A 12775-nucleotide genomic window follows, 5' to 3' on the forward strand; every position below is an offset into this window, starting at 1 on the left:
ATCGTGTCCTTTTGCTAAGGGGGGCCGCCGCGGGGCGCCCCCTCGCCCAACAAGCGAACCGGCGCCGTCCTAATCGCCGACGAGCTCGAGCATGTAGACCTTCGTGAACCATCGATGATTCGGCGACTGTCAGACTTGGCAAGAAAAGGCAGTCCTCCGTACAGCAGATACTTCGCCCTACGGCGCCGACCAGATCAGGGCACCGGAGGCGTCGTACAGGCGAAGCGTGTTGACCGGCCGCGTGATCCAGCCGCCGTCGCCGGGGATGGACACGCACCCCGCCTGGAACATGGCCTCCGAGCCCGGTGAACCCGACAGCGTCAGGGAGGGCCCCCAGAAGCCCGGCCCGTACCATCCCGCGGAAAGGTTCTGGAAACCCGCGGGGTCTGCGATCGAGATGCAGGCCGACATGCTGTCCTCGACGCCCGCATAGAACTGCCTGACGCCTTCGCCGTCGTAGATCGAGAGCGCCGAGACCGAGTCGTCCTCTGCGAGCTGGAGCCTGTACCGGCCCTGCCTGTCGGCGAGGTAGAGCTGGGCGAACCCGGCCTCCGAGATTTCCGCCGTCAGCCTGGCGTTGCCCGACTGGTCGAACATCTCGAGGGAGGGCCTGCCGTTGGTCACAGCCAGTGAGATCCTCACCCTGCCGGCCTTGTCCATCATCAGGAGGCTCGGGCCGTCGGGCCCCGCCCCGAGGACGGCCCAGGTCGTGCCCGAGGAGTCGGTGATGGCGATCCTTCCGGGGTCTCCGCCGTCGTGGGAGCTGACGTGCCTGTAGAAGAGCACGCCGAGGACGGCAACCGATACCAAGCAGAATGCCATGGCCGGCCTGAGCCAGCCCGGCGCCTCGTATTCCTGTGACGTCACTCCGCTCCTCCCGTCAGTGCCGATTCCACGGGCCGGGGACCGAGTCTAGCAGCCTCCGCACCACTGCTCCGACCTCGAAGGACTCGACGGCCCTCCTGCGACCCGCAGCACCCATCCCTTCGAGCAAGCTCCGGTTCGCGCACAGGCCGGCGACGTCGTCCACGAACATCCCGGGGCTCGAGAGGATCCCCGAGACGCCGTGCTCCACGGCATCGGTGACGCCGCCCTCAGCGAGGCCGGCGACTGCGGTGCCGCAGGCGGAAGCCTCGATGAACGTCAGGCCGAAGCCTTCCACGTCGCCGGAGGCCTGATCGGACCGGCAGGGCGAGAGGAAGAGGTCTGCCGAGCGGTAGAGCGATGCGAGCCTCCCGTCGGTGACCTCGCCCTCGAACGAGACCCTGTCGCCCAGGCCGGCGGCCTCCCCGCGGAGGTCCGGTTCGAGGGGGCCGGTTCCGGCGATCCTCAGGCCCGCGTCCATCCCGAGGTCGAGGAGACGCTGCAGGACTGCGATCACGAGGTCGAACCGCTTCCTGCCCACCAGGCGCCCGGCGGAGACCAGCTCGAGGCCGAACCTTCTCGGGAGCTCAGGCCCTTCCGGCGTGAAGAGCGTGGTGTCCACACCGTTTATGCCCACGACCAGGCGCGCCCCGGGGGCGATCTCGCGCACCCTGCCCGCCGTGAAGCTGCTGGCGGCGGCCACAGCCGTCGACCGCTCGAGGATGCGTTTCCTCTGCAGCGAGGCGAAGAAGCCCGGCCGCTCGAAGGCCTCCTTGCCGTGGACGCATGTGACGGACGGGACGGGGCCGGTGTCGACACCCGCGATGTGCCACGTCGAGTGGATCACGAGGTCGGGGAGACCGGACCGGGCCGCCTCCGAGCGTATGGCGCGCGCGAAGTGGAACCTGCCGAACCGGGGGAAGTCCCGGCCCTCGACGGAGACGATGAGTGGACGCCCCATGCCGTCCGCGGAGCGGGCGCGCTTGGCGAAGACGGTGACGTCGATCCCGGACGAGGACATCGCCCGGGCGGTGTTGGAGGCCCACCGCGAGAGCCCGCCCAGCTTGGGGGGGTAGTCCTCCGTGAGGAGCCAGACCCTGCCGTGCAGTTCGGACCCGGACATCATCCGGCCCTCCTCTCTCCCCGCCACGGGACGCTTCGTGCCGTTCATGCGGCGGCTCCAGCGGGGCCTGCGATCGCGCGGGACAGCCGGTCACGCCTCAGGAACAGCAGCCCGGCGAGCGCGAAGAGCCCGGCGGAAACGAGGAACGTGCTCGTAAGGCCGAAGTAGACGAGGACAAGGTTGCCCAGCAGCGGCGCGACGATACCGCGTGCTGCCGTCAGGGTCAGGTGGAGACCCTGGTAGGTGGCGGCCTGCCCGGGCGGGGCGAAGTGCAGGCTGGACATGTTCCAGGAGACGTTGATGCCAGCCATCGCCACGGAATAGACTGCGAAGGCCGCATAGAAGAGAGGGATCCCCGCCGCCCGCACGATCCCGCCCATCGCGATCAGGAACGGGTAGGCGGCGAGCACGAGGCAGATCAGGCCTGTGAACCGGAACGGGTGGATCCTCTCCACGCTGATGCCCATGAAGGGGCTGAGCAGGAGGATGCCGATCTGGGCCAGGACCCCCTTGGCGAAGGCGTACTGCTCGTAGCGGAGGTGGAGGATGTCGCGGGCGAAGAAGGGTATGGCCGGGAGGATCATCATGAAGGCGAAGCCGTAGACCATGAAGCAGGCCTCGAAGACGGCGAACTGCCTGTCCCGCGAGAACACCCTGAAGAGCGAGCGGAGGAGCCCTGCCCCGTCTGAGGGGGATCTCGTGGATATGCCCGAGGCCATGCGGGCCATGATCGCGGAATGCGCCAGGCCGGCCAGGGCCATCGCGACGAACAGCAGCCTGTACGTGCCGAAGTCGGCGTCGAGCAGCCTTCCTGCAAGGAGCGAGGCCGGAAGGCTGAAGAACGTGAACACGCTCACCGCCCAGCCGAACAGGATGCCCCTGCGGCCTTCGGCGTACTTCTCGCGCAGGATGGTGTTGAGCACCGGCACCATCACGCTGTCCGCCGCCGAGAAGCACGCCACGAGCACGAGCAGCACGTTCGCGTCGGACGAGAGGAACATGGCCGCCACCGGCAGGCGCAGCAGGCCTGCGGCGAGCACGGCCTTCGAGTAGCACCCGCGCCTCTCGATGAACGAGTTGATGAACACCGAGAGGAAGTTGCTCGCCGGCCAGACCATCACGAGGAGCGTGATCTGCCAGGCGGAGGCGTGGAGCCCGTTGGCGGCTATGTACTCGCTGTTGAGCGTGACGGCGGAGACTGCGGCGGCCGCCAGGGATGCGAGGAGGTGGAGCCTGAAGGTCCTCCCCTCGACAGCCCCCAGCCCCCGCAGCACGCGCCGGGGCGAGACCGCCCCGACGGCCCTCGCCACCCTGTTCACAGACCGTCCGCTATCTCGACGGGATGCATCCCTTCCGCTCCAGCAGGGAGGCTATCGTGCGCGCACACGAGGATGCGTCCTCCGCGACCGTGTCGAGCCTGAGCTCGGGAGACACCGGGGGCTCGTAGGGGGCGGAGATGCCGGTGAACTGAGGTATCTCGCCGGCCCTGGCCTTCCGGTAGAGGCCCTTCGGGTCGCGGGTCTCGGCCACTTCGAGAGGGGTGTCGACGAAGACTTCGACGAAGTCGCCGTCGGCCTGGATCGACCGCGCCGAGTCCCTGTCGGCCCGGTACGGGCTGATGAAGGCCACTATGTTCACTACGCCCGAAACCGTAAGCAGTTTCGCGACTTCGGCTATGCGCCTGATGTTCTCGGTGCGGTCCGCGGGCGAGAAGCCGAGGTCGCTGTTCAGGCCGTGCCTGATGTTGTCGCCGTCCAGGACGACCGAGAAGACTCCGCGGGAGTCGAGCTCCCTGGCCAGCATGTCCGCTATCGTCGACTTGCCCGAAGACGGCAGGCCGGTCATCCACACGGTCACTCCCCTGCTGCCCAGCAGCCTCTCGCGCTCCGCCCGCCCTATCGCATGGTCGTGCCAGACTATGTCCCTGTCCGCGGCGCTCATCCGGTTCCTCCATAATCCTGAGACATGCAGCGCCCGCCGTGCCGGCGGACCCGGGAACATACCCAACCCCGGACCCGGGGACACGGGCCCGGAACACGGGCGGCGGGTTTGGTAGTATTGTCGGCCATGCTGGGAGGCCGGCCCCGGGGCCGGACAGGTGGCGGCCGGATCGACGGGAGCTCCTCATGGACAGGAACGGGATAAGGGAAGCGCTGGGCAACTGCCTGACCGACACGTCCGAACTCGGCATCGGCAGGCTCAGGAAGGGCAAGGTCAGGGACTCGTACGATCTGGGCGACAGGCTGCTCCTCATAACGACCGACAGGCAGAGCGCCTTCGACAGGATCCTCGCGGCCGTGCCCTTCAAGGGGCAGGTGCTGAACCAGGTATCGTCGTGGTGGTTCGAGAGGACGAAGGATCTCATCCCCAACCACCTGCTCTCCATGCCCGACCCGGCGGCCACGATCGCGAAGAAGTGCAGCGTGTTCCCGGTCGAGTTCGTTGTGCGCGGCTACCTGACGGGCTCCACGAGCACCTCGGCCTGGACGGTGTACGACGGAGGAGCGAGGGAGATCTGCGGAAACAGGCTCCCCGACGGGATGTACAAGAACCAGGCCTTCCCCCGACCCATCATCACGCCCACCACCAAGGGCGACGAGCACGACGAGCCGGTCACCCCCGCGCAGATCGTATCACGGGGTCTGATGACCCGCGGCCAGTGGGACGAGGCTTCCGACATAGCCCTCGAGGTGTTCAGGAGGGGCCGCGAACTGGCCGCCGAACACGGCCTGATACTGGTCGACACCAAGTACGAGATGGGCACGGATGCAGACGGCAGGCTCACTCTCGTCGACGAGGTCCACACCCCCGACTCCTCCCGCTACTGGCTCGCCGGGAGCTACGAGGAGCGCTTCCTGAGGAACCAGGAGCCCGAGAACATCGACAAGGAGTTCCTGAGGCTGTGGTTCGTGCAGAACTGCGACCCCTACGGCGAGGCCCCCCTGCCCGCGGCTCCCGAGGAACTCGTCATCGAGCTCTCGTCCCGGTACATCCGCCTCTACGAGACGATCACGGGAACGCCCTTCGACCCGCCCCCCGACGAACCGTCGATCAAGAGGCTCCGGCGCAACCTCGAGGCGGCAGGCATCGGGATGGAGGAGGACAAGCTCAGTTTCCTGGACGAACCGGCGGGCAGGCTGTAGCCTCCCGTACAAGCCGCGGCGGGTGCCGCGGATCATGCCAACAGACCGGAGGTCGCGATGAGATCAGCCCTTCTGCTAAGTGTTGCCGTGATGTCCCTCCCTGCCGCCGCCGGGGTGCTCCCCTTCTCGGTCACGGCCGACGCCACATGGAACAGCAAGTACGTATGGAGAGGGCTCCCCTGCGACGAGGAGAGCGTTCTCCAGCCGTCCCTGTTCATGTCCCTCACCGGCTTCACGGCGGGCATCTGGGGCAACATGGAGCTCACCGACGTCAACGAGCTGACCGAGGAAGACGACAGGACGGGTGTCTTCACCGAGATCGACTACTATCTCGGGTACGAGCTCGACCTTCTGCTGGCAGGCCTGAGCGCGGGCCTGGGATACTACGACTACCCCAACACCGAGGTCGAGTCGTCAGCGGAGATCTACGTCTCCGGGTACGCCAAGGTGCCCTTCTCGCCGTCGATCACGATCTACCAGGGCATCAAGGAGGCCGAGGGGATGTACGTCTCCCTCTCGGGTTCCCAGCCGCTGGGGACTGTCTCGATGGCTCCCATGGTCTCGATGACGCCCGAGTTCACGGCGAACCTGGGCTGGGGCAACAAGGTCCACAACAACTTCAACTTCGGCGTGGACGAGGCGGCGATGACCGACCTGACCCTGGGCCTGGCGGCCCCGGTCGGCATAGGGCCCGTCGTGACCGTCACGCCCGCGCTCCACTACTCGATGATGCTCGACGAACAGATCAAGGACCTGTACGAGGACGACACGAACTTCTGGGGCGGGGTGTCTCTGACGGCTTCGATCTGAGAGCCGGAGACCCGGACAGGCGAAGGGCCCGCCCGCGGGCCCCCCCTTTCCCTGTCTGCGGGCCGGGTCAGGCCAGGGCGACCTTCACGGAGGTGCCCGCCATGAGCACGTCGGAGATGGGGCAGCGCCTGTCCACCTCGTCGAGGAAGGCCTGCTTCTCCTCACGGGTCATGTCGGCCCGGACGTCGACCTTCGCCGATATCGACGTGAAGCCCGCGCGCCCGGACGTCGACTTCCCGAGGAGGAAGTCGGTGTCGATGTCCGCCTCCACCGAGACTCCGAGCCCCGAGAGCGGCAGCTTCTTCTGGCTCGCGACTATCCTTGCGATCGCGGAAAGGCATCCGGCGAGGGCCACGAGCTGGTAGGAAAGGGGGTTGGCGCCCTCGTCGCCGCCCATCGGCATGGGCTGGTCGATTATGAGGACATGATCCCCGTCGACGGTGCACTCGGTCCTGAATCCCCCGCCCATGACGGAGCGGGCCGTGTATTTCTTGAGAGGCATTCTATCTCTCCCTCCCCAGGTCTTCGAAGAGATCGCGCTGATCGACCTCCCCGGCCTGCTTCAGAGCCTTCTGCGACTTCTGCCTGAGAGCCTCGGCCCTCTCCAGCACTTCCTCGATAGAAGGCTTCGGGACGGGTCCGGGTTCCCCGGACTCGTCCGCGCCGCCCGCGTCGGAACCGGGAGGAGGCTGCGGGGACGAATCGGGCATGTCGGCGGGAGTTGTCGCACCGGCTTCCGGCTCCGCCGCCGGGGCGGCGGCGCCCCCGTCCGGGGTCGATGCGGCGGAAGTGGCTGCGGGTTCCGGGGGCTCCGCAGCCGCCGGGATGTACCTGAGGCTGGAGACCGGCCTCCCTGCGCCTATCCTGACGCCCCTGGCCGCGACGCCCTTCACCGGCACGCCCGGGATCTCGACGACGTCCTTGTGGGTGCGCATCCTCTTCCGGCGCTCGAACCAGACCTCCACCGCCCCCCCGGGATCCGCCGTGAGGAGCAGGAGCTCGGCACCCTGCGGGATGTACGGATACTCCTTCTCCAGGATGAAGCTCTCGACCCTGAACCGCTTCACGAAGGCGGCCTTCGTCTGCCTGTCGCGGTAGACGGCTGTGAAGACCCTCTCCCTGTCCTGGATGCCGCAGAAGGAGACGTCGCCGTCTATGAAGTGCTTCTCGGCCACGGGCAGTATCCGGAACGAGCCGCTGCCGTGGAAGACGGCGATCCTGTCGTACTCGGACGCATCGAACGAGACGTCGCCCTTCACGCCCGAGCCCACGAACCCGGCCTGGGAATCGTAGAAGACCCTGAGGTTGCGCAGGCTCACCTCCTTCACGTCGATGCCCGTGAAGGCCTCGAGCCTGGTGAGGCGGGGATACCTCGAGCCGTACTTCTTCAGGATGCCCTGGAGCCAGGAGACGGCGTACCTCTTCAGGTCGGCCAGGTTCGAGGCGATCTCCTGCATCCTCCGGGCTATGTCGCCCATCTCGGACCTGTGCGCCTCGATGTCGAAGCGCGAGATCCTCCTGATCTTTATGGCGAGCAGCTTCTCGATCTCGGGGTCGGTCACCCCGCCGCCGTCCAGGAATGGCGCCATACCCTCGCGCACCGCCTCCTGGACGCTCTCGAAGGTGTCCTTCTCCTCGATGCGCTTGTAGACGCGGTTCTCGATGAAGATCTGCTCAAGGGTCATCCATCTGATCCTGGCCTCGAGCTCGGACAGGTCGAGTTCGAGCTCCCTGCGGAGGATGTCGAGGAGGAGATCGGTGGAGAAGCGGACCAGTTCGGACACGGTGGCCTCGACCGGCCTTCCGTCCCTTATCACGACCATGTTCGAGGTGTAGACCATCTCGCAGTCGGTATGCGCGTAGAGCTGCTGGATGGTCTCGTCGGGCTCGCCGCCCCTGGCGAGGGTGAGCTCGATCTCGACCTTGTCCGAAGTGAAGTCGTCGATCGAGGAAATCCTCACCCGCCCCTTCCTGGCGGCGGCCTCGACGGAGGCTATCAGGCTCTCGGTGGTGCAGCCCCAGGGTATCTCGCGGATGACCAGCTTCTTCTGGCCCTTCTTCCGCTCGATCGTGGCCCTGTTCCTGATCCTGCCGGCGCCGTCGGCGTATCCCGAGGCGTCGATGCTGCCGCCCTGGGGGAAGTCGGGGAAGATCCCGAAGCTCCTGCCGCGGATGCAGGCTATCATGGCGTGGAGGAGCTCGCAGAAGTTGTGCGGGAGTACGCGGGTGGACATGCCCACGGCGATCCCCTCCGCACCCAGGAGCAGGAGCACGGGGATCCTGGACGGAAGGAGCACCGGTTCGCGGTTCCTGCCGTCGTAGCTCTCGGAGAAGACCGCGATCCTGTCGTCGAACAGGGTGTCCCTGGCGAGGTCGGTCAGGCGGCACTCGATGTAGCGCGGGGCGGAGGCCTCGTCGCCGGTGATGGCGTTTCCGAAGTTGCCCTGGGTGTCGATGAAGTATCCCCGGTTGGCCAGCGCCACCAGGGCGTCGCCTATGGACTGGTCGCCGTGGGGGTGGTAGCGCATGCAGTGGCCGATCACGTTGGCCACCTTGTTGAAGCGGCCGTCGTCCAGCTCGTGCATGCTCCAGAGTATCCTGCGCTGCACCGGCTTGAGGCCGTCGGCGGCGTCGGGGATGGCCCTGTCCTTTATCACGTAGGAGGCGTACTCGAGGAAGTTGTCGTTGAACAGGCCCCGGAGCCCCGCTTCGGCGCTCATCTCAGGTTCTCCACTATGAAGTCCCTCCGGGCCGGGGTGTTCCTGCCCATGAAGAACTCGAGCATCTCCGGGACTTCCTTCATCCTGGAGATGGTTACGGGGAGCAGCCTGATGTCGGGCCCGATGAACCGGCCGAACTCCGAAGGGGATATCTCGCCGAGGCCCTTGAACCGGGTGATCTCGCATCCCCTACCGAGCTTCGCGACTGCCTCGTCCTTCTCGCGCCCGGAGTAGCAGTATGCCGTCTCCCGCCTGTTCCGGACCCTGAAGAGCGGCGTCTCGAGGATGAAGAGGTGGTTGTCCAGGACCAGGCCCTCGAAGAAGTGCAGGAAGAGCGTGAGGAGGAGGTTCCGGATGTGCATCCCGTCGACATCTGCGTCGGTCGCCAGCACGATCCGGTTGTACCGGAGCGTCTCGACCCCGCCCTCTATGTTCAGGGCCTGCATGAGGTTGTACATCTCCTCGTTGCCGTAGAGCGTGTCGCGCCGGAGGCCGAAGCAGTTTAGCGGCTTGCCCCTTAGCGAGAATACCGCCTGGGTGTTCACGTCCCTGCAGGCCACGATGCTGCCCGAGGCGCTCTGTCCCTCCGTGAGGAAGATGGTGCTGCGCTCGGAGTCGGCTCCGCCGTCGCCGAGGTGGACCCTGCAGTCCCTGAGGCTGGGGATCCTTATCGCGACCTTCCTGGCTCTCTCCCTCGCCTTCTTCCTTACGCTCTGCAGCTCCGTGCGGATGCTCATGTTGACCTGCACCTTGGCCAGCAGTTCCTCCGCGGCGGCAGGATTGCGGTGCATGAGCTGCTCGACCTCGAGCTTCACCCTGTTGACCAGCGGCCCCCTGATGTCGGTGTTGCCGAGCCTTGTCTTGGTCTGCGACTCGAACACGGGATCGGTGAGCCGCACGGCCACCACTCCGATTATCCCCTCGCGGATGTCCTCGGGGGCGAAGCTCTTCCCGGCGAACGAATTGATACCCTTGAGCACCCCCTCCTTGAAGGCGGAGAGGTGGGTGCCGCCTGCGCTGGTGTACTGGCCGTTCGCGAAGGACATGTACTTCTCGCCGAAGTCGTTCGTGTGGGTGAGGGCGAACTCGAGAGTGGCGTCCCTGAAGTACAGCGGCTGGTAGAGGACGGAGTCGCCGGCTTCGTCGGCCAGCAGGTCCTTCAGTCCCTCCTCCGAGGAGAACGGGGTCCCGTTGAGCACGATCTTCAGGCCGGTGTTCAGGTAGGCGTAGTGCCTGGCCCTGTTGGTGAGGTACTCCTCGCGCATCGCATAGCCGGGGAACACCTGCGGATCGGGCGTGAACTCCACCAGGGTGCCGTTCTTCTCGGTGGTCGCGCCCGAACCGCCGCCCTCGGGCACGCCCCTGCAGAAGCGCACCTCCTGGAAAGCCCCGTCCCTGTAGCTCACGACACGGAAGCTCTCGGACAGCGCGTTGACAGCCTTCGTCCCCACGCCGTTCAGGCCCACGCTGAACTGGAAGACCTCGGTGTTGTACTTTGCCCCGGTGTTGATCACGGAGACGCACTCGGCGAGCTTGCCGAACGGTATCCCCCGCCCCCAGTCGCGCACCGAGCAGCTCAGACCGTCGCACCTCACCTGGATGCGCTTGCCGTGGCCCATGATGAACTCGTCCACGGCATTGTCGACGATCTCCTTGAAGAGGATGTAGACGCCGTCGTCCGGGTGGCTGCCGTCCCCCAGCCGTCCGATGTACATGCCGGTGCGCAGGCGGATGTGCTCCACCGACGAGAGCGTCCTCACCTTGCTCTCGTCGTATATGGCGGTTCCCGCGACTGTGGTGTTCTCTTCCATAGGGTCTATATGTCGGTTCCTTCTGGGATGGGAGTGCTGCCGGTAGTATAAGGCCTCGGCGTCGGCGCGCCACGCCACAGGATGTAGTGCATCCCCAGCCCCGGCGGCTACATGCCGTAGAAGTCGGACGAGTCGCATCACAGCAGCCGGGACGACGGAAGGGATCCGCCATGAGGACTCGTATCGACCCGCCTGGATCCATCCACAGCCGTTCGCATATCGAGAGCTGTTCAGCCTGTCCCTTCGCTCTGCGTTCCAAGGAACATGCGCACTTGTTGCCGTCTTTCCGCTACATAATGTTTCCGGCTGGTGTCCTGGGATTCATCACGGAGGGAGTAACTATGCCGGGTCCTGTCAGGAGCTTGCTGGCCGTTCTCCTCGTTTGGTCGGCATCGAGCGCCGAAATGCTGGATTACGTCTCTTCGCAGTATCTTCTGTTCAATGGAACGTACGAGGTTTCGTTCGCCCCGCAGGAGCAGCTGGCAGTCGAAGCCAATACGCAATACATCAACAGCAGCGGATACCTGGAGACCGGCCCGCTTGCAGCCATGATCGGCCCTGCCGGAACGGATGCTCTGGCCATTCTCCACCAGAGCGTCTACGTTTTTTCCATTTCCGCCACGACCGGAGCGCTGACGCTGCAGTACAGCTTCGACCTCACCGCGGCCGACGGCAGACAGCTGGGCTGTCCGCGCTTCATGCAGCTGCCGTACGACCCGCTGAATCCGGAGTGGTGCCTCGTAGTGCCCAACAGAGCGTCAGAGACACTCCCGGGATCGATCGATATCATCAGGCTTCAGAAACAGGGGGAGACAGCGCCCGTCGTCTGCCACAACAGGCTGGCGATGCCGACTCCTCCGTCCGGATGGACCAGGCTGTCCAACGTTTATTCCATTTCATACGTACCGATCGTATCCACGACTCCCTACTGCATCTCGGCAGAGTACGAGGATGAACACGATGTCAACGGCTTCTGGAGCTTCTTCGGGCTCGCGAGCTTCGTGACGGACAAGTTCGTCGTCGACGCTTCGGGAAGAAACCGTGTTCTGGACGTCTACTACGGCAACACGGTCGAAACAAATCCCACGAGACCGTGCGAGAGCCAGCTCTGCGAGTTCGTCTTCGGGGGAGAGTCATCCAGCCTCTTCCTGTCGACATCCCATAACGGCGGCGTAGTCATCTGGGACCACTCCGGCATCAGCCAGCAGGACGCTGAGGTGGTCTCCCAGATACTGACACCGCAGCATGGATGGGATCAGGGAGCCGTGGGCGGCATAGGCGAGCTCGGGGACACGCACAGGGCAGTCGTGCTAGAGGGGGCCGACTTCTCGGTGAACGGCGACGCCGGTGAGACGAGGCTTCTGTTCTTCGCAAACAACACGATGGGTTTCTGCGTCTACGACATCTCGAACCCGGCCTCTCCCCAGTTCATATGGCAGTGGGACGGGGATACCAGGGAACCGGCCAATTCGACAGGCGACTGGGACTGGTGTGGAACGATCTGCCCCGTCGACGGCGAGGATCTCGCCATACCGCCGCAGAGCAGCCAGTATCCCGGCAGGGCCTTCGGAATCGACCTCGTCAGCAACGAGAACTCGGGTTACATCAGGCTGTTCCTCGGCGACTGCGCAGACGGCCTGCTCTCGTTCGACCTGTCCAACTTCCTGAATCCGTTCGCTATCGATACACCCACCAGGTGCTTCGACGGCATATCCGAGGAGGTCTACTGGCCGGCAGAGGCGGAGCCGGACGAACTCTGCGGGGCGTTCGACACCAGAGTGCTGGACGGCACCGGTCACGACTACCTGGTGACCAGCTGGATGCTCCCCGGTTCGAACAGGATCGCGATTTCCGTCCACGAGATCACCGGTGGCGAGTGGTTGGCGGGAGGCGGGGGCGCCGGGTACGCCCAGGCACCTGTACCGGCCCTTCTCCAGAGAGAGTTCTCGATGATCGGATCCCGTCCGAATCCTGCATCCGGAGAGTTCTCGCTGAGCGTCCGCTCGCCCGGATCGCAGCGCTGTGCGATCTCCGTCTTCGACATCTCCGGCCGCGTCGTCCGAAGCTTCGGCATGGACCTGGCACCCGGCGAGAACGAGATAGTCTGGGATTGCCGGGATGGCGACGGCTCTGAAGTCCCTTCAGGCACCTATCTCCTGAGGGTGGACGACGAGAGCGGGAACGAGATAGTCGAGAAGATGGCGGTCCTCTGAGCCGGCAGGCTCATCGGAGCTGCGCCTTCGGGGCAGGAACCGTTCGAAACTTCCTGGACATGGCAGCTGTCTCTTATACACATCTGACGCT

General features: G+C 65.4%; 10 protein-coding genes. 3 read left to right on the forward strand and 7 right to left on the reverse strand.

What is annotated here, in order from left to right; translation table 11 throughout:
* Positions 1-177: 177 nt before the first annotated feature.
* The 4 genes from QUS11_07195 to cysC are packed head-to-tail and all read right to left on the reverse strand — an operon-like array spanning position 178 to position 3928.
* The gene (locus QUS11_07195) at positions 178-867 is read right to left on the reverse strand and encodes a hypothetical protein (GenBank protein ID MDM7993085.1); all 690 of its coding nucleotides are present in this window, start codon (positions 865-867) and stop codon (positions 178-180) included.
* Positions 868-880: 13 nt separating this feature from the next.
* Positions 881-2035 (reverse strand): glycosyltransferase family 4 protein, encoded by a 1155-nt coding sequence (locus tag QUS11_07200; protein ID MDM7993086.1) that lies wholly within the window; start codon positions 2033-2035, stop codon positions 881-883.
* Entirely contained in the window at positions 2032-3306 is a 1275-nt protein-coding gene (locus QUS11_07205) for an MFS transporter (protein ID MDM7993087.1), read from the reverse strand. Before QUS11_07205 ends, QUS11_07200 begins: the two co-directional genes overlap by 4 nt.
* 10 nt (positions 3307-3316) lie before the next feature.
* A complete protein-coding gene (cysC, locus tag QUS11_07210; GenBank protein MDM7993088.1) occupies positions 3317-3928 on the reverse strand; it encodes an adenylyl-sulfate kinase in 612 nt (203 codons plus the stop codon).
* Between the two features lie 185 nt (positions 3929-4113).
* On the opposite strand from cysC, the gene QUS11_07215 reads away from it, so the two are divergent.
* The gene (locus QUS11_07215) at positions 4114-5130 is read left to right on the forward strand and encodes a phosphoribosylaminoimidazolesuccinocarboxamide synthase (GenBank protein ID MDM7993089.1); all 1017 of its coding nucleotides are present in this window, start codon (positions 4114-4116) and stop codon (positions 5128-5130) included.
* A gap of 57 nt (positions 5131-5187) precedes the next feature.
* Positions 5188-5940 carry a hypothetical protein gene (locus tag QUS11_07220; GenBank protein ID MDM7993090.1) on the forward strand — a complete coding sequence of 251 codons (753 nt, stop codon included), beginning with the start codon at positions 5188-5190 and terminating at the stop codon, positions 5938-5940.
* 67 nt (positions 5941-6007) lie between these two features.
* On the opposite strand, the gene QUS11_07225 is transcribed toward QUS11_07220, so the two are convergent.
* The 3 genes from QUS11_07225 to QUS11_07235 are packed head-to-tail and all read right to left on the reverse strand — an operon-like array spanning position 6008 to position 10471.
* Positions 6008-6442, reverse strand: a complete 435-nt coding sequence (locus tag QUS11_07225; GenBank protein MDM7993091.1) for an OsmC family protein — start codon at positions 6440-6442, stop codon at positions 6008-6010.
* A 1-nt stretch (position 6443) separates the two neighbouring features.
* On the reverse strand, positions 6444-8660 hold the full coding sequence (locus tag QUS11_07230; protein ID MDM7993092.1) for a DNA topoisomerase IV subunit A: 2217 nt from the start codon (positions 8658-8660) through the stop codon (positions 6444-6446).
* Positions 8657-10471 (reverse strand): toprim domain-containing protein, encoded by a 1815-nt coding sequence (locus tag QUS11_07235; GenBank protein MDM7993093.1) that lies wholly within the window; start codon positions 10469-10471, stop codon positions 8657-8659. The genes QUS11_07230 and QUS11_07235 overlap by 4 nt, the downstream gene beginning before the upstream one ends.
* A gap of 341 nt (positions 10472-10812) precedes the next feature.
* Here QUS11_07235 and QUS11_07240 point away from each other — a divergent pair, with 341 nt between their 5' ends.
* A complete protein-coding gene (locus tag QUS11_07240; GenBank protein ID MDM7993094.1) occupies positions 10813-12684 on the forward strand; it encodes a FlgD immunoglobulin-like domain containing protein in 1872 nt (623 codons plus the stop codon).
* The last annotated feature ends 91 nt before the right edge of the window (positions 12685-12775 follow it).

It is taken from the genome of Candidatus Fermentibacter sp. (genome assembly GCA_030373045.1).
Classification (GTDB): domain Bacteria; phylum Fermentibacterota; class Fermentibacteria; order Fermentibacterales; family Fermentibacteraceae; genus Fermentibacter.